Genomic DNA, 22,573 nt, shown 5'->3' with positions numbered 1-22,573 from the left:
CAGGTCCTGCCCGGCCCCGCACGCCCACACCGGCTACTTGAGCGCGTACGCCCGGTAAACGGTGGTGGTGACCGTGTTCCCGTTGCTGTCGACGGCGGTGGCCCGCAGTGACACGAAGCCCGACGTTTTCTTCGGGTGCGACACCGTGGCGGCATACCGCCCGCGCTTCTCAGCCGTCGGAGCCGCCGTCCACGTGCGGCCGTCGTCGAACGACACCGACACCTCCGCCGACTTCACCGGGCCCGCTGTCGCCTGCTGCGCGAACGTCAGCGGGATGGCCAGCGTGCTCCCCGCCTGGGCGCTGTTGTCCAGCGCCAGCGCCGGCTGGAACCCGATCGAGGTGAGCGGCAGCGCGCCCTCCTGGCCGGCAGAGGTGGTAAACGTCCACACCGTCTCCATGCGCCGGGACAGCCGGTACGGCTCCGGCAGGTCGAAGACGTAGCGCATCTGGTAGGTGGTCGGCTCGGCAGCCACCTCCCAGTTGCCGGACAGGTAGTCGTACTCGCCCAGCAGCGCGTCGCCCTTGTGCAGGGTGAGGTGGTGGTTGGTCATCGAGTACGGCAGGCCCACGTGGCCGGCCCCGTCGGTGTAGCCGTCGAAAATCGCCTGCACGGTGTTGCCTCGCCGCGCGACGGTCGGCCAGCCGGCGTATACCGGCGTCAGGGTGGTGTTCAGCGCCGCGCCGTTCCAGCGCTCGGTGTACCGACGGCCCGGCCGGTAGTCCGCCGCCTGCGGCTGCACCAGATCGAGGATCCACAGGTCGCCCACGGCGGTCTTCTCGAGGATGTCGGACTGCCACGCCACGTCGCCGTTGTAGTACTCGGTACGGCGGCCCGGTGTCGCGACCGCCGGCAGGGTGCTGGTCAGCGCGTACCCACCGCCGGCGAGGTCCGGGTCGGGGCTGCTGTTGCTGCGCCAGGCCACCACCGCGGTCGCGTTCTGCGCGTATTCGGCCTGGACCGTCGCCAGGTCACGCCGCGACACGTGTTTGACCAGCCCGGTGATGAAGGAACCCTTGATCCGCCAGCCCAACTGGTAGACATCCGGCGCACTGTCCTTCCTCGCCGGTCCCTGGAAGACCGCGTGGACCTGGGTGGAGACGCCCGGCACTTCGGTGGGGCCCACGTCCGCGGTGAGGATCGTGTCCAGCTCACCGGAGACGCCGGCGTACGTCAAGATCGGATCCGCCGTGCGCAGCACCAGCACCGAGGCGTCGTGCGACCGCGCCGCGCGGTCCGGGACCGTAATCTCGATCGGCCGCGCCTTGCGCCCGTCGAGCACCACCTCCTGGTCCCCGTCGGCGACGACCTTGTTGTTGGTCAACAGCGCGACCGTGCCGTCCGGGTTCTCGATGTACGCCGAGACGTTCCACGAGCTGTTCAGCGGCACCCGCACCGACTGGCTCGGCGCGTAGAACGTGTAGTTGGCGTAGTTCTCCGGGTCCGGGTTGGTCATCTCGATCAGCACCGTGCCGGGCGCGCCGCCGTCCTTCCCGATGGCGGAGATGTTCACGCTCGCCGCCGGCTCCTCGTGGTAGACGCTGAACGGGGTCTGCACCTTGACCTCACCGGCGGTCGCCACCAGCCGCCCGCTGTAGAGGCCGTAGGCGGTGCTGGCCCGCTCGTCCACGGTGACCTGCACGGACGCATCGCCGCCCGCAGGGACGGTCAGTGTTTTCGCGCTCAGCGCCAGCAGCCCGTTCGGCGCGTTGCCATCCAGCGCCAAGTCGAGCGTCACCGGCTGGCCGCCGCGGTTGTGGTAGGTCATGGTCCGCGCGCTGGGCTCCTCGGTGTGCGGCCACTCGAGCACCCCGAGGCTCAGCGACGCCGGGGTAACGGTCACCGGCTGACTCAACGCCTTGGCCACGTTCACGAAGCCGGCGCCCTGAGCGAAGACGTCGTACGCCGTGTTCGGCGACGCCGTGGCCATCAGCGCCTCCTTGAACTGCGCGGCCTTCCAGTCCGGGTGGGCCTGGGCCAGCAGGGCGGCGGCGCCGGCCACGTGCGGGGTCGCCATGGAGGTGCCGGTGGCGGCGAAGTAATTCCCCTCTGGCAGGTGGTTGAGGGCGCTGGGGGACCGCGCAGCGGTGATCTCGGTGCCCGGTCCTCCGATGTCCGGCTTGACGCCGAAGTCGCCGATCCGTGGGCCGCGCAGCGACGACCAGTTCACCTCGCCGGCCTTGTCGAAGTTCGCCACAGACAGCGCCGCGTCCGCGGTCGACGGCGACCCGACCCGGAACTGCCAGCCGTTATAGTTGCCCGCGGCGATGACGAACAAGGTGCCGTACTCGGCGGTCAGGTCGTTGACCGCCTCCTCCAGCGGGTCGACACCGATCGCGTCGTCCGCGCCGAGGCTCATGTTGACGATGTCGGCACCGGACTCGGCCGCCCACTGCATGCCGGCCAGGATGGCCGAGTCGGAGCAGTTGCCGTTACCTCCCACGTTCCAGCAGACCTTGCCGTCCAGCAGTGACACACCCGGCGCCACGCCCTTGTACTTGCCGTCCGAGGCGGCGCCGCTGCCCGCGATCGTCGACGACACGTGGGTGCCGTGCCCGTTGAGGTCCACGCCGGTCTCGATCTCGGGGATGAAGTTGTGTCGCGCGACCACTTTGCCGGCGAGGTCGGGGTGGGCGTCGTCGATGCCGCTGTCGAGAACGGCCACCTTCACCCCGGTGCCGTCGAACCCGGCCGACCAGGCGGTCGGTGCGCCGATCATCGGCACGCTGACGTCCAGGTTGGACTGCCGCACGCCGTCGAGCCAGATCTTGCCCTTGGTCAGCGAGGTCCGAGTGGTCTGCCAGGTCTTCGCCAGATCGGCGACCGGCACCTTGGTGCCGAAGCCGTCGACCGCCTCCAGCTCCGACCCGGTGGACAGACCGCGCACGGCGGTCGCGTCGGAGACCACCAGCGGCAGGTGCGAGAGCTTGTCGAAGTCGAACTCGAGCAGCGCGGTGACGTTGAACAGCCGCTCGTCCAGTCGATCGGCCTTCAGCAGCGGGATGGCGTCGGACGGAATGATGTAGTCAGCCTTGTCCCGTTGGAGCCGTACGAAGTGCACGCCGTCGCGCGGAGCGACGCTCACCTCCTTGCCGCGAACCGTGACCTGGTCGCCGGTGAACAGAGTCAGCTTCCTCGCGGCCGCCGCCTCCGCGGCCGCGGGAGCAGCCGGCGCCGGTGCCGCCCCGGTGGGGTCGGCGGTGGCGGGCGGGACGCCGATGAGCAGTGTCGCCAGTGTGGCGCCTAGCGTTCCGTACGCCAAAAGACGGCGTTGTCGCATGGGGTTGTCTCCACTTCGGTGCGTCGATCGGCGTGATTGCTCGATCCGTTACTCGGATGATCGGAATGAATTCATCCGCACGTTTCGTAGCGGCGACGCAGCGGTGCCGCAACGGTTTCACCGGCGGTGGCGGTGACTGGAATCGGTGACGTTCATGCAGCTCAGGACGGAGATGCAAGGAGTTGCGTGTGACGTTCGTCGCGGGTGGGGAACGCCCTTTCCGCAGGAACTTCTGCCGGTCGTTCTGCCGGAGGCGGAGGCGGCGGAGTCGGGTACGGGCCCGCGTTCGCGAGGGAAGGCCATGCCATCGCGGGCAGCCGAAGGTCCGGTCGCGCGGGAACGCTGCCGACAGACCAGCGCTCGTGAGGTGGCTGCCGCGCAACTGAGCCGCCGCTAGGTCGTGTCTTCACAGGCTCCAACCATTGGAATAGCGCGGCGATGGTGACGGTGGCCTGGAACGACGTTGCTGTCTTGTCGTAGCGGGTCGCGACGCTACGGCACTGCTTGAGCCGGTTGAAGCACCGTTCGACGACGTTGCGGCGCTTGTAGTGCTGCTTGTCGAACACCGGCCTGCCGCCGCGGTTGCCACGCCGCAGGCGGTTGGCCTGCTGGTCGGCGCGTTCGGGAATTGTGCGCCCATTGCCGCGTCGGCGCAGGTCGGCCCGCATGGCCTTGGAGCTGTAGCCCTAATGAGCGATGACATGGTCCGGGCGGACCCGAGGTCGGCCGGGTCCCGACCGCTCGACACGGATGGCAGCCATGACCTGGGTGAAGCGGCCGCAGTCGTTGACGTTGCCACCGGAGAGCACGAACGCCAAGGCTCGGCCGACGCCGACGCCGACGCCGACGCCGACGCCGACGCCGACGCCGACGCCGTCGCAGGCGAGGTCCTCCCGGATCCGGCGACGGAATCGGAGGTCTGACGCGGTGTTCACCAGCTGATGCTGGCCGCCACCGGCAGGTGGTCGCCGCCGGTGGCCGGCAGCACCCAGGAGCTCACCGGCTTCATGCCGCGGACCAGGATCTGGTCGATCCGCACCACCGGGAACGTCGCCGGCCAGGTGAAGCCGAAGCCGTCCCCGGCCTCGACCTGGGCCGAGCGCAACTGCGAGGTGAGGCGGCCGAACACACGGTCGTCCATGGTGCCGTTCAGGTCGCCGAGCAGCACCACCCGCTCGTTCCGCTCGGCCGCGATGGCCCTGCCGAGCACCTGCGCGTTTCTGTCCCGATGGACCGTCCAGAAGCCCGCCCTGGGATTCACCCGCACGGAACCCAGGTGGGCCACATACACCGCCAGCGGCCCCTGGTCCGTGACCACCGTGGCGCGCAGCGCCCGGTTGTAGGCCATCTTGATGTCGGCCGGCTTGGTGGCCGCCAGCGGGCCGGCGTCCATCTGGATGTCTACCGGCTGAGTGTCCGACAGCGGCAGCTTGCTCCACAGCCCGACCGTGCCCTGCACCGTGTGGTACGGGTACGCCTTCGTCAGCTCCTTCTCGTACGTGCCCACGGCCTGTGGGGTCAGCTCCACCAAGGCCAGCACGTCCGCACCGGAGGCGGCCAGGTCGCGGGCGGTGCCGGCGGGGTCGGGGTTGTCGGCGTTGACGTTCTGCTCGGCCACGGTGAGGTCACCGCCCGGGCGGGACTTGTCGCCGAGCAGCCCGCCGAAGAGGTTCAGCCACACCACGGCCGGCAGCAGCAGCGCCGCCACCGCGGAGGCGGAGCGACGCCACAGCGCCCCGATCAGCAGCACGGGGATGAACAGGCCGAACCACGGCAGGAAGGTCTCCACCAGGCTGCCGAGGCCCCTGCGGTCCGTGATCTGCCCGTGCAGCAGCAGGATCAGGCCGAGCAGCAGCGCCAGCGCCGCGAGCACCATGCCGCGTTGCCAGAGGCTCGGCCGGGAGACGGCACATGCCGCCCGGCGGATGCGCCCGCGCCAAGTACCGGCACCGGTGTCCCGCCCGGCGTCGCCCTGCTCGGTCTCCGCCGTGTCCTCCTGCGTCATCGTCTGCCCTCGCTCACCGCCGTCGCTGCTGCATCCTATTGTGATCAACGGGTTGTCCGGGTGAGGTTCCGCACTAGCTGCGCTTGGCGCGTCTGATCCTGTATGAGGGCTGGTCGGTCGCTGCCGCAGCGCGCCGGTACGAGGTGCCCTGGCGCACCGCGAATCGCTGGGCGCAGCGATACCGCCAGCAGGGCACCGAGGGCATGCAGGACCCTTTGTCGCGGCCGCACCGCAGCCTGGCCCGGACCCCTCGTCCGCTGATCCGCGAGACCGTGCACCTGCGGTCCGTGCGTGCCGATCCAGGGTCCGAAGGCGTCACTGTCCAGGTGTCTGTGCGGTGGCCCGCCCTCGCGACGAACGGATCGGCGGAATTGTCAGCCGGTGGCTGCGACGGCCGCGGTTGCCAGACACGGGCGGCACGACGTCACGCCGCGGCGAATCGCCGGGCGATGTGGGCGCGGTAGACCTCGACGGCGACCGTGAGGTCCTGCCACGGCATACCGGTCCCCTTGAACAGCCTCGGTCCGCCGCCGGACAGCGACACCCGCCCGGTCACCACATCCCGCAACGAGTACAAATCCTTTTCGCGCAGCAAACCGGCGGCCAGTGGCAGGACGATGTCGCCCGACTCCTGTCGGGTGCTGGCCACCGACTCGACGACGATGCGGGAGCGGGCGACGAGCGTGTCGTCGACCTCGCGGGCGTGCGGCGAGTGCGAGCCGATCGCGACGACGACGGCGTCCGCCTTGACCAGGGATCCGTCGAAGAGCGGGGCAGATGCGCTGGTGCAACAGCAGATGATGTCTGCGCGCGTCACGGCGTCGGCGGACGAGCCGGGACTCACCGCCCGGGCCGCGAGCCCCGCCCGGTCGAACCGGGCGGCGAGCTGGTCCCGCCGCACGGTGTCCCGTCCCACGATTGTGACGTCACGGACGTCGTACAGGGCGTTCATCGCCTCGATGTGGGCACGCGCCTGGGGCCCGGTGCCGAAGACGGTCAGCCGCAGCAGGTCGCCGACCGGCCGGGTCAGCAGATGCCGTACCGCCAGCAGGGACACTGCGGGCGTGCGTAGGTTCGTCAGGGCGGTGCCGTCGATCACGGCCGCCGGGCGTTGCTCGTGGCCGTCGAAGAGGACGAAGGTCCCCTGGATGAGCGGCAGACCTCGATGGGCGTTGTCGGGTGTGCTCGTAAGCAGCTTGCAGCCGGTGTAACGGCCCCGGGTGGCGGGCATGACCAGCAACTCGCCGGTCTGCGTCGCGACCCGGGAGCGGGCGGTTTCCTGCTCCGGATCGAGTCCCTCGCACAGCGCGGCCTCCAGGGCGTCCACCGCGACGCGGATCGGGGTCGTTGCGACGGCGTCCCCGTCGATCAGGTGCATCCCGGCGAAGGTCGGAGCCGGGAGGGTCGGATCGGTCATGGTGGCCTCCGGCGGCTGGACACAGGGATCCCTGAAGGTTAGACGGCCTGATCGATCAGGACGACGCCCTGCAGGTCGAAGACATGTAGCCGAGTCAACCCTCGCGAGCGGCCGGGGCTAGGTGCTGGTTCACCCGCCGACGATGCCGAGAGGCGCGATCGCTGCCGGGTCGACGTTGGGTGCTGCCGAGTAGCTCCGCGGCGGCCCGGCCGCCGGAGATCTTCTCCACAATCCCGCCGCCCCATAGGGTCATGGTGAAGGGAGGGTGCGGGATGGATGAGGCGCAGGCGATCTCTTTGGTGGCGAATTGGGTCCGATCCAGGGCGCTGGACTACCCGACTGAGGGACTGGAGGCTGATCGCTTCGAGGTGGGTTGGACCGTGTACGCGCCGGTAGACGTCGACGAGAGCGATCCGATGGCCTTTCTGGACATGCCGGTGGGGCGGTCGGTGTTCCTGGTGAGTGATTCCGGCCGCATCAAGGAGGTGTCGTCCTCGATCCCGCCACGGCAGGCTCTCGACCAGTTCATGCTGGAGGAATTGACCGGATCCGCCCCCGGCGGAACGAGCGACGCAGAGTTCATGGCTGACTTCGAGCAGCACTTCAGTCAGCTCGCGGCGGGCGGCCCGCCGATGATCAGTGGATTCACCATCGTTGACACGCCGCCCGAGCACGCCAGGATCGCCGCCGAAGCTTCGCGCCTGATCGAGCCAATCGTGCAGCAGCTGGCCCAGCTTGGGCCGTGGGGTTGGGAGCGCTTCTCGGCCGAGTTCGCGTTCACCGTCTCCGCCGAGATCGCTCAGCTGCGGTTCTGGTCCGGTAACCAGTCAGGGCTCGTGCCGGTGCCAACGTCGATCGCCGAGCTGATCCGTCGACAACGACAGGCTGCGGCACAATTGCCGGCCGGGCCGTGGTGGCGGCTGCTGCTGACGGTCACCAACTATGGCGAGACAACAGTGGAATACGACTACGGCGACGAGCCCTTCCCCGACGACCAACTGATGCCACCCGAGCATTACCGCAATGACCTGGCGGCCTATCCCCGCCCACACGTACCGGTATGGCTCGCGGGATACGTCGCCGGACCTGCCGCCCAGGGCCGCGATCCCCACCAGGCCGCAACTGCGGCAGCTGCCGATGCCGCCGTCGGCCGCACCGCCGTCGCGACCAACGGACTCGCTCCCCTGCACGAGGTCTGGGCGCGCTGGGCGGTGATTTCGGCGGCGTACGTCGGCGTCGGGTCGGAATGGGGGCCACGCATCCACCCCGGCTGCGCCTGGTACGAAAGCGACCACCGCAGTGGCTCCACACTCTTCCTTCTCCCCGGCGAACGCGCGGTGCTCTCCGGTGGAAAATGGAACTCGGGACTACTCGAAGCCGCGTACAACGGGGGTGGTCCCCTACCCGACCTCTACACCGGGGCTCCGGCCTGGGTCACTGACAGTGTCCTCAACACCCGTAACCGTAACGGCCTGGTGACTTTTTGCTATTGGTGGGCCAACGGCCAATGGTTCCGGGGCCGCACCGACACCTCCGGGGAACTCGACGCCCCCCTGCCTCCCCTCTGGTCCCGCGAGGAGACCGTCCGAGCAATGACCGGCCAGACCGGTTTCGGCACCGCGCACCAGTGCGAGGCTCTGCTGACGGCAGCCACCAACCACACAGCGACCGCCAGAGATGTGGCCGCGCTGTTCGCCGACAGGCCCGGCGCGGACGTCGGTGCCGCCATCAACCAGCTCAGCCTGGCCGGACTGCTGGACACCTGAGCGCCGCGATCGGCCTGACGCTGGCGTGCAGGTCCGCGACTCTGACCTGTGTACCTACCTGCCCGCCACGACACAGGCGATCACTGTGCGTGCCATGCCCCAACGAAGCCGAGTTGACCGGTCAACCGCTCATGCCATGAAGGCTCCATGACTGGGCTGCGGTTCAGGCTCTCCTGCTGTTGCACGGGCCGTCCACACCAGAGGAATGGCAGACCATCCGGGACGTCGACGGATCCATCGCGTGAAAACCCGAAGAACTTGCAGTAGGCGCACGGACCGCCCGGAAAACCTCGTTGCTAGAACGAGGCATTTGCCCTATCCGCGTAGTCGGGTTGCGATCCGGTGGGCCTCGTCCGCGTCAAGGGGATAGGGGCTGCCGTACAAGATCGGGCCGGTGACGACGGCGGGGCCGGTGACCGGCGCCGCGCCGTGCTCGGCGGCGAGCTGGCTCGCGGTGGGGTTGGCCTGGCCTGGTCGGGACCGACCCGGGCTGTCCTCGGCGTGCCACAGGGTCAGGTCGGTGCCAAGCTTGGTGGATCGTATGTTCGCTGAGCCGAGCAGGCGGGCCACCTCCTGCACGAGATCCATCCCGAAGGAGGCCGTCGTCACCTGCTGGACGCCACCAGCGGTCACCAGCAGCAGCCCCGCTGCTTTGCCGCGTTCATTCGCCATCGTGGAATCATACGGCCCGCCGGTGAACGTGGTCACGGTCCACGTGCGACAGGTGGTGGCAGGCATGATCCGCACCGTATGCGAGGGCTACGCGCCACGGACTGGATACCCGCAAGCCACATCCTGGTTCCAGTCCGTTGGTGGTCGACCAGTCACAGGCCAGCGCGCCGTCGCTGTTCGGCTTCGATCTCGGCCGCGAGTGCGGATCGCTCGGCCTGATGCCGAGCGAGAAGCTCACCGCTGTAGGCACTCCACGCAATCTCTTGGTCTGCCGTCATCTGAGCGCTGTCAACCTCGGACTCGACATCTGGACAGGCGTCGAGGAATGCTGCGAACAGCAGACCCATCTCCCAGCTGTGCCGTCGGTTGAGCTCGATGCGTCGATGGTCCATCGTCAACACGTCTCCGACACGTTTCGCGGAGCGCCAACTGGTCAACACGAACGCTGTCGCGTGGGGTCGTCCGGCGGGTGCACCCGCAAGGTGTGATGTGGGTTGGTCAATCGTCAAGTATGACAACCGTCCTGATCCCGGCCGGTAGTCCGGCGGGCCAGTCGATTTCGTTGGTGGGTTCCTTGAGGAGGACGCGGGCGAGTCTCCCTTGCCGACCTGTCTGGTCGTGGCGCAGCGGCGTGAGGCCCTGGTCTCCCTGGCCGGGTTCAGACGCTGCAGGGGATCGGCGCCCGATGCGACATCCCGAAGACGAGGATGAGACCACACATGGGGATGGTTTGGTGGACCAGCTGCTGCCGGGATTCGAAGTCGGGGTTGGTCCCCCGCCGGGCCGGCACACGACCGGCGGCCCGGCGGGGGAGGGGGAACCCGCTCGCTGGCGGGCACGCGCCCGCCCGGTGCCCTGCTCCTGTGGTACAGGCAGGTGTGCAAAGTGAGCTAACAGCGCCGGCGGTGACAGCCTGTGCGCTGTCACCGCCGGCGCGGGTCATTCTCACGATTCCATCAGCGGTGCGACCTCCGCCCTCGATGGCCGATGGCCGATGGCCGATGGCGGAGCCTGCCTGGCGGTAGCTACGGAATCGGACGTCCGAGGCGGGCGCAGGTGCTGGTGCCGCCCGCGAGGGAGGGGAACTTCAGGGCCGCGCGTGACTGCGGCCCGAACTGGCCGTCCGAGCTGATGCCCGCCTTGCTCTGGGCGAACTTCAGCGCGTTGTAGGTCAGTTGGCCGAACGACGCGTCCGGGTAGAGCAGAGTCCTGCCCGCGGGTGCGAGGTAGCAGTCGTTCAGGGCCCACTGGAGGGCCAGCGTGCCCGGCCCGCCGTCGCCCCAGAGCAGCGAGCACGGCAGGACGCCGAACTGGCCGATCGGCGCGGCGACCTGGTATCCGGCCTGGTTGCTGACGACCGTATAGGACTCGCACTCGGGTTGGCTGCGAGCGTATGCGGGACTGGCGGAGACGAGCGTGCCCGCGATCACAGTCACGAGCAACGTGCACAGTGCTGCCAATCGTTTCACGGGGTTTCCTTTCATCGCAAATTTACCCGCAGCTTGCATCAATGTCTGAAGCAACATCTGGAGACGGCTGCGTCCGGAACTCCACCGTCGACCTATTGTCTGATCGACGCGGGCAACGATGACGGTCGTGACGGACTGTCCTCGGGGCCGCCCTGGTAACGCGCGCCGATGGGCGTACCTCCGGTTTGGGAATTGCTGATCGTTCGAATGAGTCACCTCCTTATGCTGGTGGACCCGTTGCCCGCAGCCCCCCGTCGGGCTGACCCTCGTGGCCGGTTGATCTCCTCGATGGACATGCGCCGCGGGCCTCGTACCCTGCTCTCAGGTTGGGGCGGGGCGAGATTGTCCGACAGCGCCGGCGACACCGGACAAACAACGCCGGACAATCCTCGGTACGTCTGCGCAGCCCAGGGCTGCACGCGGGCCGGTCGACGGAGCGCCAGTGATCTACGTATTCGCTATCCACGGCCGGCGGGTGCCGATCGTGGTCAACACCCTTGGGCCGGCGACGTCAGCGACTCGGCGGTGCACCGCAGGACGGCCTGTACGGCTCTGATGGGATGTGCGCCGCCCACTCCTGCCGGGTCAGCTCACGTCCGGCGGCGGCGCAGATGTGGGCCTTGGCGGCGTGGAGATCAAACGACCAGCGGACGATTCTGCCGTCCTCGGCGCCGGAAATGAGAGCTCCGGCCGCCGTGAAGGCGAGTCCGCGGATTCTCGCGCCATGGCCGGTGAGGGCGGCAAGACGTTTCCGGGTGCCGGTATCCCACACGATGATGGTGCGGTCGTCGCCAGCGGACGCAATCTTGCGGCCATCACGGCTGAATGCAAGGACCTGGATGGGCGCGGTGTGGCCTTGCAGAACTGCGAGCTCGCTCCCGGTCGCGGCGTCCCAGAGCTTGATGGTACGGCTGTCGCCGGCGGTCGCGAACAGACGTCCGTCGGGGCTGACCGCGATGTCCTGCACCGTGCCCTGCTGGCTGTTGACCCGGCTGAGGAGCTTGCCGGTGGTGACGTCCCACGTGTTGACGTAGCCACCCACGCTCGCTCCCAGGAGGCTGCGGCCGTCCGGGGCGAAGGCCAGCGACGTGACGATCTGGGCCCGGAACCTGGCCGTTATCTCAGTCGGCTTCTTGATGTCGCCGACGTCCCAGATGAAAGGGCCGAGCGTGGCGGCTGCGACAAGACGGCCACCAGGATCGAAGCCGACGTCCGTCGAGGCGCCGATTCCCTTGGACAGGATCGGTGGCGTGGCGTGCTGTTGACGCTGGAGATCCCAGATGGTGACGATGTTGTTCCGGGTCACCGCGGCAAGCCGTAGCCCGTCCGGGCTGAATGCGACGGCCTGCACCTCGTCCACGTGCCCGCCGAGGACGGCCAGCGGTTTTCCATCGGTGTCCCAGAGCCGGACGGTGCCGTCGCTGCCCGCCGAGGCGATCCGGTTTCCGTCCGGGCTGACCTTCACGTCTTTGACCTGTGCCGTGAACCCGCTGAACCGGGCGCTCTCAAGATCATGGAGCACGATGGTTCCGTTGAACCCGGCGGAGGCGAGCATCGTCCCGTCCTGGCTCAGTGCGACGGAAACTGTCTCGGTGCGGCCCCGGTCCTGATAGGTCTGCAGGGCCTCACGGCGTTGCAGGTCCCAGATGGTGATCGCGCCGTTCTCGTCGGCCACGGCGAGCTTGCTGTCGGTGGGCGCGGAGATGGTCCACGCATACCGGCCGGCCAACGGTAGCGGCGGAAGGCGGACCGGCTGGTCGCCGGCAAGATCCCACAGGTACACCCCCCGGTCGTCGGCGGAGCCCGCGAGGACGTACCCCGAGGGACCGAAGGCGACGGAGAACACATGCTCGGCAGGCAGTCTGGCGTACACCGTGCCGGTGGCCACACGCCAGGCAACGGGGTGCTGCACCCCGTCGGTGGAGACAAGGAACTCACCGTCGTGGCTGAACGTGAGCGATCTGACCGGACTGCGGTGCTCGCGGAGCAGGGTGCGAGTTCCGGTCCGCAGATCGTGGAGGGCGATGTCGCCGGCTCTGCCGGCATTCGCCTCGGCGCCTGGGCCTGGTTTGCCCGTGAGGCCGACGGCGAGTTTGGTGCCATCGGGGCTGAAGGCCATGCCTGACCCGAGGTTGTTCTCCGTCAACCGGATCCTCTGTTGGTGCGTCTGAACGTCCCAGATGATGATGGACCCGTTGGTACCGTCGATCCCGATCGAGGCGAGGAGCGTTCCGTCGTCTGCGAAGGCCACGTCCGCGGCCCGGCCGGTGTGCCCGGAGAGCGTGGCGATCCGATCACCATGCGCGGGGTCCCACAGTCCGATCGTGCCGTCGCCGGCTGCGGAGGCCAGGAGGGAATGGTCCGGGGTGAACGCCACGGTGTAGATGGCCGGCCCGCCGACGTTGAGTTCGACGCGGCGGGGCGCGGCCGCCGCGCTCAGCACGCTGCCCTGGGTTTCGGTGTTCGAGTTCAGGCGGTCGGCCTCGACGGCCAGCAGACCGGCCAGATCGGGGTCGGTGGCGAGCAGGGACCGGGCTTGCAGCGACAGTTCGCTGGACAGCGTGGCCACCTGCTGTCGGCGGGCGTCCTGGCGCTGTCGTACGGCAATGCCACCGCCCAGCAGGGCGAGCACGAGCAGCGCGGATATGCCTGCGACGAGACGCTTGAACAGGCGGGCCTGGCGCCGGGCGCTGTTCTGTTCGGACTTGGCGAGAGCGGAGCTGGCTTGCAGGAAAGAGTTTTCGAGTTGGTTGAGGTCTTCCGGATGGTCCTCGGCCAGGGCCCGCGCGGCCAGGAGTTGGGTTCCCCGGTACAGGGCTCCGGCATCATGGTGGAGCGCGGCCCACGTGTGTGCGGCTTCGGTGAGTCGCCGGTGGGTGAGCAGGTTCGCCCGATCATCGGTCAGCCATCGGTGTAGCCGCGGCCAGGCCCGGATGAGTGCCTCATGGGCCACCTCCACCGTGCCGTCACCCATCACCACAAGCCGGGCTTCGGCCGACTGGTCCAGAACCCGGGCGGTGACAGCCTCGTCGGCGATGCCGTCCAGTTCGGTTCGCATGATGGGCCGGCGGGTGTCCTCGGTACCGTCGCCCAACGCGGTGAGCCGCAGGAAGATCCGGCGAGCGGCTTGTCGCTCGGCTGCCCCGAAGTCGCCGTAGGCCCGTTCGGCCGTCTGGGCGATCGCCCCGCGCACGCCGCCGCTCGCCTCATAAGCCGACAGGGTGAGGGTTGCCCCGCTTCGTCGTTGCCACGTTTCGAGGAGCGCGTGCGAGACGAGCGGCAGCGCACCCGGCTCGTCGGCGGCGTCGGCGAGCACCGTGCTGAGCAGATCGGCGTCGACGCCCATGCCGACCTGGGCGGCGGGCCGGACGATGATCTCCCGCAGGTCGGCGGCTGTCACCGGCCTCACCAGAAGGTGCGCCTCGTCGTGCAGCGCGTCGGTCAGGTCCGGATACTGCATGAGGTGAGCGAGGAAGTCGGCGCGTACTCCGAGCACCACTGTGGTGCGGCGGCCCGGCCCCTGCGAGGCGTCCAACAGCGCCTCGATGAACCGGCGACGATCCGCCTTGTCGGGGCAGAGGGTGAAGACCTCCTCGAACTGGTCCACCACCAGCAGCGCGCGGGTCTGCGGCGGGCCGCCGGCCAAGGTGCTACGCACCGCGATATCGAGCCCGGCGGCATCCGCCGCCAGGTCCTTCCGGATCTGTTGGGCGTCCTGGCCCGACAACTTCGCGACCTCGGCGGCCAACGCATCGAGCGGACGTTCGGTCGGCGTCAGCAACATCGTCCGCCACCGCTGCGCGAGCCCACGGTCGGCGGCGATGGCGCCCAGCAGACCGGCCCGCAGCAGCGAGGATTTGCCGCTTCCGGACGCCCCGACGACGGCGGTCAGGCACAGCCGGTCGACCCGTGCCAGCAGCCGTTCGACCAGCTCCGTGCGGCCGAAGAACCTTTCCGCCTGCTCCGGCTGGAAGGCCGTCAACCCCTGATAAGGGCAGCGCTCCGCAGTGGTCTCGGCGGTGCCGGAGGTGACCGCCGCTTCGGCGATAGCTGACCACCGCGCCCGCCACTCGGCCAGGTCGCCGCCACATGCCTGGACGTACGCGAGCGTCACCTCCAGCGACGGAAGCCGGTCACCCTTTGCCGCATCCGCCAACGTGCTTGCCGAGAAGTGCGCCCGCCGAGCCAGGAGTCGATAGCTCGGGTTGCCTGCACGCTCCCGCAACTGCCGTAACTGCCACGCCAACCGCTGCACCGGGCCCGCCTTCGGGTCCACCGGCTTCTCCGGACGGCCCAACACCCACCTCCGCGCTCGCCAGTTGAGGGCCAGGCGGTATCTGACAACTTCACTTCGGCCCGCAACCTTGTAGCATGCGGCGGACGACGGCCGACAGCCGGAGCGCGGCTCTGGCACGACTCGACGGGCGGCACCGCCGGGTCGGGCGGCCGCGGCGCCGGTCAGGCTGCCGGGGCCTGGGTGAGAGAGGAACCTGCTCGGCGTGTTCCAGGAACCGGACCAGATTCGGATGAACGGCGGAAAGTCAATCGGCGGGGCGCCAGGCGCCAAGCCGCCCGAGGTGTGGGACGCGGAGCTGGCCAAGGCGGTGCGGCAGGTTGCCGCGCTGCGCACCGGGTTCTACGTTGTCGTGCTGCTGATCGCGCTCGGCGGCCAGGTGTCCGGGGCGATGGAAGCACTCGGCATGCCGCTGTACGTCGCCCTTCCCGCGGTTGGGGCGCTGGAGCTGGGCGGCGTCGTGGTGTTGGCGAACGCTGACGTACGCCGTCGACTGGGCGAAGGGGCGATGCTGTCCCGGGTGTTGTCGGCCGGCATCGCCGCCGCCGCGGTCGCCTTCAACTGGCTGGCGCACAGTAACCACCTCGAAGGCGGCTTCTACGCGGGCATGTCGCTGCTCGGCTATCTGGTGTGGCTGATGAGCAGCGAGAACCAGCGGCGGGACCGGCTGCGCGCCAGGCAACAGCTGCCACCCACGACGCCGGGGTACGAACCGGTCGGGCACTGGTTGCGGCACCCGTGGCTGACCCGCCGCGCCCGCTCGTTGGCCAAGGCCGATCCCGACCTCGGGCTGTACGGTTCGCTCGACGCGGCCCGCGCCCAGATTCGCGCCGAGCGACGGCAGGCGGCGCTCAGCAAGGTGTTGCGCCGCAAGATCAGCCGGGCGCTGGACGCCACCACCGCAGACATCGCCCTGGCGGTCTACGACCTCGACGAGATCGCCGTGCGGCTGGCCGAGCAGGCGGACTACGACGGGCTCACCGCGCTGATCGCCGCCGATCTGGCACCTGCGCGTGTGCTGGCCGGGAACCTGCCGGCGGTCGGCCGCCGTCGGCGGTGGCGTCGGTCCGGTCAACCCGACGCCGTCGCACTGGCCTCGGCCGCGCGGCTGCTCGTCGACGCGCCGGGGCGGCTGGTCGCCCACGCCCCCGAGCCGCTCATGGACGCGGCCCCCGCGGCGGACGGGGCCTCCGGCGGTTCATCGCCGCCAGAGTCGGCCAGGGACGCCATTGAGCAGGCGAATGCCACCGACCAGTCGGGAGACGGTGCCGAGCGCCCGGGTTCGGAGCGGTCCCGGGCGGCGACGCCGGACCGTACCGACCGGCGGTTGAAACGGTCCGAAGGTACGGGCCAGGTCACCTCGACCACGGATCAGCCCGACCCGCCCCGCGCCTCCGACTGGGCGGCGCTGCACGCCGAACTCGCCCCGCTCCTGCCGGCAGCCCCACCGCGCCGAACGCCGCGCAACACAGCAGGCCGGGCGGCCGCCAGCCGGGCGGAATCGCCGGCGACCACGGACGCGCCAGGCCCCGTCGCGGAGCCGGCCGACGCCGCGCCGCCGGCAGCGCCCCGCCGCTCGGCACCGATGCCGCGAACCGCGACGGGACGGGCAGGTGTCGCCCGAGTCGCCGACCCGGCGGGCGAGCCGGGGCCGATTGCGGAAGTCACGCGAGAGCTACCCCTGGTGGCCGGGCGGGACCTGCCGGATCTGGTGAACACCGCGGCGAGCCGCACCACACCACCCGTCGCGGCCCCCGACGAGGTGGAGAAGGCCACCGAGCCAAGGCCAGCCTCGCGAACGCGGCAGGCCCCGGTGAGACGACGGGCACCCGCGACCGAGCTCGGAGACCGTCCGGCGTCGGTCGAACACCCGGTCGGCCGAGGCCGGTCGGTCATGACCGAAAAGTCCTCAACGGCCTGATCAGCAGATACTCCCAGGCCGCGTAGCTGAAACCGAGGAGGTGTGTCCGGCTTCCCCGCAGCGCTTGGGTCGCTTCCTGTAGCTGTTCGTATTACGGGCGGTTGTCGTGGCGCGAACCAGCGCAGTTCGGGATAGCCTTGACGTATATGGCTACCTATCGCAGCGCCTCAGTGCTTCTTTCCTCGGACGGCACCAGGACCCCCGGCACCGCCGCACTCTTCGCCGAGCCCGCCCGCAAGGGTGGGACTCCGCCGTGGGCAGGTGACTTCCGACCCGCCAACAGCGCCGGCAACGGCCCCAAGAACGCGGTCGGGAAGACCTTCACGTTGGAGCTCCCCGACGGCAGCACCGGCAAGGTCGTGGTGCAGGGCCTCAAGAGCGGAAAGGGAGGCGTCGTGCTGGCGTTGATGGGTGAGGACGCACCCCCCTTCTAATCAGGAAGTCGATCGCCGCTGACGCCACCGGCTGGAGACGGCCGGTACGCGACCCTGCCGATGTCAATGCGTTCGGTTAGCTGCCGGGCGCATTGCTACGCCTGCTCCCGCTTCAACCCGCCGGCACCGGCGGAAACGTCGTGCAGAGCACTCTCGATCGGATCGATGGCTCGTGATCGTTTCCAGGTCGTCGCGCCAGAAATTCGCCCCGGCTGTCGATCTGCCACCCTCCCCGCTCGTCGTAGGGTAGAGGCCACCACAGAGGGGCCGGCACACGGTGGGATACGAGAGATGGCGAAGTACCTGATTCTCATCTATGGCGACGCCCAGCAGTGGAACGCGATGACTGATGAGGAGTGGAAGGCGAACGACGCCGCCCACGAAGCGTTCGCGGCCACAGCAGGCCCGCGGGTCATCGACGGACGGCAGTTGGAGCCCGCGCCCACGGCCACCTCGCTGCGCTCGGACGCGTCCGGCCAGCTCCAAACGACGGATGGGCCGTTCCTGGAAACCAAGGAAGCGCTGGGCGGCTACTACCTGATCGAGGCGACCGACCTGGACGAGGTTCTGTCGATGGTGACGCTGCTGCGCGAGGTGCACCAGACGCACAGCGGTGTGGAGATCCGTCCGGTGGTCGACCACGGATGACGTGGTGAGGCACGGATGAACGACGAGGTCGTCGCGGCGGTGGCGCAGGCGCACCGCCGCGACTGGGCCCAGGTGCTCGCCACGACTGCCCATCTGACCCGTGACCTGGACCTCGCCGAGGAGTGCACCCAGGACGCTTTCGCCCAGGCCCTGGAGACCTGGGCGGAGACGGGCATTCCCGACCGACCGGGCGCCTGGCTCACCACGATCGCGCGCAACCGGGCGCGGGATGTCCTGCGCCGCGAGTCGGCGTTCCGTCGCAGGATGCCGTTACTCGTCCAGGACGAGGCGGTGCCAGGCCCCGAGGACGGCCTGGTCGACGACCGACTGCGGCTCATCTTCACCTGCTGTCACCCTGCGTTGTCCAGGGAGGCGCAGGCCGCCCTGACCCTGCGCCTGGTGTGCGGGCTGTCCACGCCCGAGGTGGCCCGCGCGTTCCTGGTGCAGCCGGCCACCATGGCCGCGCGTGTCACCCGGGCCAAGAAGAAGATCGCCACGGCACGCATCCCGTACCGAGCACCGGGCCCGGACCACCTCGAACAGCGGGTGAGCGCCGTCCTCGAGGTCGTTCTCCTCATCTTCACCACCGGCCACACGGCACCCTTCGGCGCTCACCTGGTCCGCCGGGACCTGGTGGACAGCGCGATCAGGTTGGCCCGCATGCTGCATCTGCTCATGCCGACCGACGTCGAGATCAGCGGCCTGCTCGCGCTGCTACTGCTCACCGCGTCGCGTCTGGACACCCGCATGTCCGACGACGGGCGCCTGGTGCTCCTGTCCGAGCAGGACCGTTCACGCTGGGACAGGCATCTCATCGCCGAAGGCCAGTCGTTGCTGACCGATGCGTTGCGCCGACGGCCACCCACACGGTATGCCCTGCAGGCTGCGATAGCGGCCGTGCATGCCGAGGCGTCGACATGGCAGGACACCGATTGGACGGAAGTTGTCGGCCTCTACGATGCCCTGTTCCGGCTGTGGCCTTCGCCTGTGGTCGATCTCAATCGCGCCGTCGCGATCGGCCTGCGCGACGGGCCACGGGCCGGGCTCGACGCGCTGACCCCGTTGCTCGCCGATCCGGCCCTGGCCACGTACGGATATCTCAGCGCCGCCCGCGCCGATTTCCTGCGCCAGTTGGGGCAGTGGCCGCAGGCCGCGACGGCGTACGAAGAGGCGCTGACCCTCACCGACAACAGTGTCGAGCGTGTCTTCCTCACTGAGCGGTTGACCGAACTGCAGCAGAATCTGTGATCGCCGACGCGTCGCGCTTGCCCGCTCATCCCGATGACGGTTTGGCCGCCGCCCGCGCCGCCCTTCGTCGCACGGGACCCGCCAGGAGCAGGACGGCCAGGGTACCGACGGCGCCGGGGCCGAGGATGGCGATCCACGACATCGACCGTCCGGTTCGAGCCGGATCGTGCGGATCGGTCTTGACCTGGGCAACCGGACGGTCGGGCTTCTTCTCGTCCGGGCCGACCAGGCGGCCGACCGACGCGTCGGGGGAGAGCGCGAAGCCCCAGTTCAGCAGCGCCGCCGCCTCGCCCAGGCTGCCCAGCGGCGCGGTCTCCGCGCCGAGCAGGGTCACGGCGAGCCGCCGCCCGTTGCGCTCGGCCACCCCCACGTACGTCTGCCGTGCCAGGTCGGTGAAGCCCGTCTTTCCGCCGAGCGTCCCCGGGTAGCGGTCCAGCAGGGTGTTGTCGTGGGTGATGGAGAAGCCGGGTCGTCCCGGCTCTGCCGGTATCTCTGCCACTCGGGTGGCGACGTACCGCCGGAAGTCCGCGCGGGCGTAGGTGGCCCGCGCGATCAGTGCCAGGTCGTATGCGCTGGTGTACTGGCCGGGGCCGTCCAGGCCGGACGGTGTCGCCGCGTGGGTCTGGTTTGCGCCCAGCCGGTGGGCCTCGTCGTTCATCGCCTGCACGCCGCCCTGCCGGCCGGCGGTGCCACCGCCGACACGGGCCAGCACGTTGGCGGCGTCGTTTCCCGACTTCAGGAGAAGCCCCAGCCACAGGCTCTTGATCGAGTACCGGCCGCCCGGCACCACCCCCATCACCGAACTGGCCGGATCGAGATCCTGCAGATCCGCCCGGGTCACCTCGACCACCTGTGTCGGGTCGAGGTGGGGCATCAGGGCTGCGGCGAGCAGCATCTTCTGCACGCTGGCCGGCGTGCGACGTTCGTGCGGTCCGCACCCACCCAGCACCGCGCCACTGTCGAGGTCGGCCACCAGCCACGAGGTGGCGGTCACCGCCGGGGCCCTCGGCGCGGCGGCCGGAATGGACAGTCCGGCCGTGGCCAGCGACTCGCCGCCCACGGCCAGGTCGGCGGGACCGACCGGCGGCGGAGACGGTGCGCGCGGTGGGGCGACCGGCGGCTTCACGGCCGGGCAGGGCACGTACGGCGCGGCCAATTGCGCCGGTGACGCGGGCACGACGGCGGGCGTGGTCAGACTGAGCGCCACCGCGACAATGCAAATGATGGTCACGTCAAAGGACCGTAATCGCCAACGATGCGGGCATGGCCCGGTTGCAGAAAGTGGTCCCGGGAGGGCGAGTATTCCCGGCCTTGGCCCGGACGGCACTCCTTCGATCGCCTTGTGCCGTTTCGCGCGGCTCCGACCGTGCGACGATCGGCGCCCTTGACGGCGATCCGGCACAATTGGGACTCTATCCGGCTCACCGGAAAGCCCGGACGCGGCCAGGTGAGGAAGGGATGTGCGAGCAGTGTCTCGCTCATTCGGTCGAAACGGATGCGAACCGACATCGCCAGCCTGTTCGTGTCATCAGGGCAACAGGAGAATGCATTCGCCACGGCGGGGACGGACGCCGACCACGGCGAGGGCTGACGGACAGAGCGGTCGATTTCGCTGTGGTGTGGACCAACTGATTGACGACGACACCGACTACGGGGACGGGCTTGCGGCGAGTCCCGTGCAGGCCCGCAGGTCCGCGTACTCCCGGCGGATCCGGGCCGCGTCCACGCCTGCGGCGACCTCGGGTCGACCAGTGCGCCGGGAGATCCTCGCGGGGACCAGTTCGGTCTTTGAGATCGCCGACCCGTTGAGGGTCACCCGCAGCACCCCCGTGTCGTTGCTGTACGCGTCGTCGCGCCACCACAGAAAGTTGCCGAGTCCGTACTGGACAAAGGTCTTGCCGAGCCACCCGTCGCCGAGCAGCAGGTGGGCATGGGTACCGACCACCACCGTGGCGCCCGCCTCGGCCATCTCGGCAGCGAAGGCGCGCGCGTCGTCAGGCGGACACGCGTCGCTCTCCGTGCCCCAGTGGACGTAGACGAGGACCACGCTGGCCTGGCGCCGTGCGGCGCGCACCGCGGCGACGGCGCGCGGCAGGTCTCGGGTCATGGCGATGCCAGCCCGGGTGTCGGTCGCCTTCCACTGCGACCACAGCTCGGAGACCTGGCTGAAGCCGAGGACCGCAATCCTGGTGCCGCGTATGTCGGTGATCCACGGCGCGTACGCCGCCGTCGCGTCGGCGCCCGCCCCGACGGTGGGCATCCCGACGGCCCTGGCTGCGTTCAGGGTGTCGGCCAGTCCCGTCCGGCCGTAGTCCAGCGCGTGGTTGTTGGCGATCGACACGACGTCGATGCCGGCGGCCTTGACGGCGTCGTACGCGCTTGACGGCGCACGGAAGTGGAACTCCTTCGGCTCGGCAGCGCCGCGCGTGGTGACCGCCGTTTCCAGGTTGACCATCGCCAGGTCCGCGGCCGACAGGGTCGACGAGATCGACCCGAACGCGGTCGCCGGGTCGCCCAGCAGACTGGCCGTACGGCCGGCGAAGTGCACGTCCCCCGCGAAGGCCAGAGTGATGTCGGCGGGGTGCGACGGAGCGGTTTCGGTGGGGTGCGACGGGACAGGGCGGGTGGGTGCAGCGGCCTGCGGGTTCCGGGCGGCATCGCACGCCGTAACCGTCAGGATCGCCGCCAGCGCGACGAAGCGTCGTGCCCATGTCACTCGGCGCAGCCTACGGAAATCCGCCTGGTCTGGGGTCTGTTTGGCCAGGATCGCGGGAGCTGGATCTCGCGGCCGTACAGCTCAACGTGGGTGGACCTGGCAGGGTGTGAGATCACACCGCACAACGTCGAACCGGATGAACTCGCGGGCCCCCCGGCACGTCGTACGCGTCATGAACGATTCGATCTGGCGGCGGGTCTCCTCGGCGCCCCTGATGATCCGCACCGATTTCTCTCACGACGGCGAGTGGACGCGGTTGATGGCGGCCGTCGTCGAGCCGCAGACCGAGGACGAGTTCGAGGCCGACGTCGAGTTTGTCGACGACAAGGCCTTCGAAGGGGTCACCGCCGCGCAATTGCGGCAGCTCGTGCCGGCGGACTCGCGTGAGAGTTTTGCGTTCCTCGCGGACTCGCAGACGTTCGCCCACCCCGACCGACCGATCCTCGTGGTGCAGCTCCAAGACTGGGAGGAGGACGCTGAGGAGCAGGTCGGAGAGCCCGGAGACGACACCACCTTCCGGGTCATCCCATCCGAGATGCACTCCGTGGAGAACAACCTCTCACTGGCGAACATGGATTGGGAGGAGTTTGCGGACGCCGTCGACGACGACGGGGTCTTCCGCGGCTTCCCGGAATAGCGGGAGACGAGGCGGTGAAGGGTGCTGAGGTAGTCGCCGCGGCTGACTCTCAGCACCCTTCCGCCGT

The 22,573-nt window shown here is 69.4% G+C and carries 18 protein-coding genes and 1 pseudogene; 9 read left to right on the top strand and 10 right to left on the bottom strand.

Translation table 11 applies throughout. The annotated features are described in order from the left end of the window. Positions 1 to 33: 33 nt before the first annotated feature. Positions 34 to 3,279 (bottom strand): S8 family serine peptidase, encoded by a 3,246-nt coding sequence (locus ACQEUX_RS11025; protein ID WP_433045129.1) that lies wholly within the window; start codon positions 3,277 to 3,279, stop codon positions 34 to 36. A 161-nt stretch (positions 3,280 to 3,440) separates the two neighbouring features. After that, positions 3,441 to 3,950, bottom strand: a pseudogene (locus tag ACQEUX_RS11020) (transposase); the annotation flags it as partial. Positions 3,951 to 3,980: 30 nt separating this feature from the next. Here ACQEUX_RS11020 and ACQEUX_RS11015 point away from each other — a divergent pair. After that, on the top strand, positions 3,981 to 4,202 hold the full coding sequence (locus ACQEUX_RS11015; RefSeq protein WP_433045126.1) for a hypothetical protein: 222 nt from the start codon (positions 3,981 to 3,983) through the stop codon (positions 4,200 to 4,202). 8 nt (positions 4,203 to 4,210) lie between these two features. Here the strand turns inward: ACQEUX_RS11015 and ACQEUX_RS11010 are convergent, their stop codons facing one another. After that, complete coding sequence (locus ACQEUX_RS11010; RefSeq protein ID WP_433049760.1) at positions 4,211 to 5,155, bottom strand: endonuclease/exonuclease/phosphatase family protein; 945 nt, start codon at positions 5,153 to 5,155, stop codon at positions 4,211 to 4,213. Between the two features lie 212 nt (positions 5,156 to 5,367). On the opposite strand from ACQEUX_RS11010, the gene ACQEUX_RS11005 reads away from it, so the two are divergent. Continuing rightward, entirely contained in the window at positions 5,368 to 5,748 is a 381-nt protein-coding gene (locus tag ACQEUX_RS11005; RefSeq protein WP_433045123.1) for a helix-turn-helix domain-containing protein, read from the top strand. On the opposite strand, the gene ACQEUX_RS11000 is transcribed toward ACQEUX_RS11005, so the two are convergent. Beyond that, positions 5,709 to 6,701, bottom strand: a complete 993-nt coding sequence (locus ACQEUX_RS11000; protein ID WP_433045120.1) for an ornithine cyclodeaminase family protein — start codon at positions 6,699 to 6,701, stop codon at positions 5,709 to 5,711. The two genes, ACQEUX_RS11005 and ACQEUX_RS11000, sit on opposite strands and share 40 nt — an antisense overlap. Positions 6,702 to 6,973: 272 nt before the next feature. On the opposite strand from ACQEUX_RS11000, the gene ACQEUX_RS10995 reads away from it, so the two are divergent. Continuing rightward, positions 6,974 to 8,467, top strand: coding sequence for a hypothetical protein (locus tag ACQEUX_RS10995; RefSeq protein ID WP_433045117.1), 1,494 nt, complete (start codon positions 6,974 to 6,976; stop codon positions 8,465 to 8,467). A 315-nt stretch (positions 8,468 to 8,782) separates the two neighbouring features. Here the strand turns inward: ACQEUX_RS10995 and ACQEUX_RS10990 are convergent, their stop codons facing one another. Beyond that, entirely contained in the window at positions 8,783 to 9,139 is a 357-nt protein-coding gene (locus ACQEUX_RS10990) for a hypothetical protein (protein ID WP_433045114.1), read from the bottom strand. Between the two features lie 140 nt (positions 9,140 to 9,279). On the opposite strand from ACQEUX_RS10990, the gene ACQEUX_RS10985 reads away from it, so the two are divergent. After that, positions 9,280 to 9,627: a hypothetical protein gene (locus ACQEUX_RS10985; protein WP_433045111.1), complete on the top strand. Its 348-nt coding sequence runs from the start codon at positions 9,280 to 9,282 to the stop codon at positions 9,625 to 9,627. Positions 9,628 to 9,637: 10 nt separating this feature from the next. Here ACQEUX_RS10985 and ACQEUX_RS10980 read toward each other — a convergent pair whose 3' ends face one another. The 3 genes from ACQEUX_RS10980 to ACQEUX_RS10970 all read right to left on the bottom strand — a co-directional run bounded on the left by ACQEUX_RS10980 (position 9,638) and on the right by ACQEUX_RS10970 (position 14,884). Further along, complete coding sequence (locus ACQEUX_RS10980; RefSeq protein ID WP_433045109.1) at positions 9,638 to 9,856, bottom strand: DUF7161 family protein; 219 nt, start codon at positions 9,854 to 9,856, stop codon at positions 9,638 to 9,640. Between the two features lie 308 nt (positions 9,857 to 10,164). After that, on the bottom strand, positions 10,165 to 10,608 hold the full coding sequence (locus ACQEUX_RS10975; protein ID WP_433045106.1) for a peptidoglycan-binding protein: 444 nt from the start codon (positions 10,606 to 10,608) through the stop codon (positions 10,165 to 10,167). A gap of 511 nt (positions 10,609 to 11,119) precedes the next feature. Further along, the gene (locus ACQEUX_RS10970) at positions 11,120 to 14,884 is read right to left on the bottom strand and encodes a helix-turn-helix domain-containing protein (protein ID WP_433045103.1); all 3,765 of its coding nucleotides are present in this window, start codon (positions 14,882 to 14,884) and stop codon (positions 11,120 to 11,122) included. A 223-nt stretch (positions 14,885 to 15,107) separates the two neighbouring features. Between ACQEUX_RS10970 and ACQEUX_RS10965 the strand changes: the two genes are divergently transcribed. From ACQEUX_RS10965 to ACQEUX_RS10950, 4 genes are all read left to right on the top strand, one after another. Continuing rightward, positions 15,108 to 16,823, top strand: a complete 1,716-nt coding sequence (locus ACQEUX_RS10965; RefSeq protein ID WP_433045100.1) for a hypothetical protein — start codon at positions 15,108 to 15,110, stop codon at positions 16,821 to 16,823. Positions 16,824 to 16,969: 146 nt separating this feature from the next. Beyond that, positions 16,970 to 17,257 (top strand): hypothetical protein, encoded by a 288-nt coding sequence (locus tag ACQEUX_RS10960; protein WP_225851988.1) that lies wholly within the window; start codon positions 16,970 to 16,972, stop codon positions 17,255 to 17,257. 291 nt (positions 17,258 to 17,548) lie between these two features. Beyond that, on the top strand, positions 17,549 to 17,905 hold the full coding sequence (locus ACQEUX_RS10955; protein ID WP_433045096.1) for a YciI family protein: 357 nt from the start codon (positions 17,549 to 17,551) through the stop codon (positions 17,903 to 17,905). 15 nt (positions 17,906 to 17,920) lie between these two features. Continuing rightward, the gene (locus tag ACQEUX_RS10950; RefSeq protein WP_433045093.1) at positions 17,921 to 19,153 is read left to right on the top strand and encodes an RNA polymerase sigma factor; all 1,233 of its coding nucleotides are present in this window, start codon (positions 17,921 to 17,923) and stop codon (positions 19,151 to 19,153) included. Between the two features lie 25 nt (positions 19,154 to 19,178). On the opposite strand, the gene ACQEUX_RS10945 is transcribed toward ACQEUX_RS10950, so the two are convergent. Then, on the bottom strand, positions 19,179 to 20,384 hold the full coding sequence (locus tag ACQEUX_RS10945; RefSeq protein ID WP_433045090.1) for a D-alanyl-D-alanine carboxypeptidase family protein: 1,206 nt from the start codon (positions 20,382 to 20,384) through the stop codon (positions 19,179 to 19,181). A gap of 417 nt (positions 20,385 to 20,801) precedes the next feature. Continuing rightward, positions 20,802 to 21,869 (bottom strand): CapA family protein, encoded by a 1,068-nt coding sequence (locus tag ACQEUX_RS10940; RefSeq protein WP_433045087.1) that lies wholly within the window; start codon positions 21,867 to 21,869, stop codon positions 20,802 to 20,804. A 172-nt stretch (positions 21,870 to 22,041) separates the two neighbouring features. Here ACQEUX_RS10940 and ACQEUX_RS10935 point away from each other — a divergent pair, with 172 nt between their 5' ends. After that, positions 22,042 to 22,506 carry a DUF6924 domain-containing protein gene (locus tag ACQEUX_RS10935; protein ID WP_433045084.1) on the top strand — a complete coding sequence of 155 codons (465 nt, stop codon included), beginning with the start codon at positions 22,042 to 22,044 and terminating at the stop codon, positions 22,504 to 22,506. The last annotated feature ends 67 nt before the right edge of the window (positions 22,507 to 22,573 follow it).

Origin of the sequence: Micromonospora sp. CA-259024, assembly GCF_050936255.1 — a bacterium.
In the GTDB taxonomy this organism is placed as follows: Bacteria; Actinomycetota; Actinomycetes; order Mycobacteriales; family Micromonosporaceae; genus Micromonospora.
Note: the sequence above shows the minus strand (reverse complement) of the source record. Positions and strands in the feature narration are given on the sequence as shown.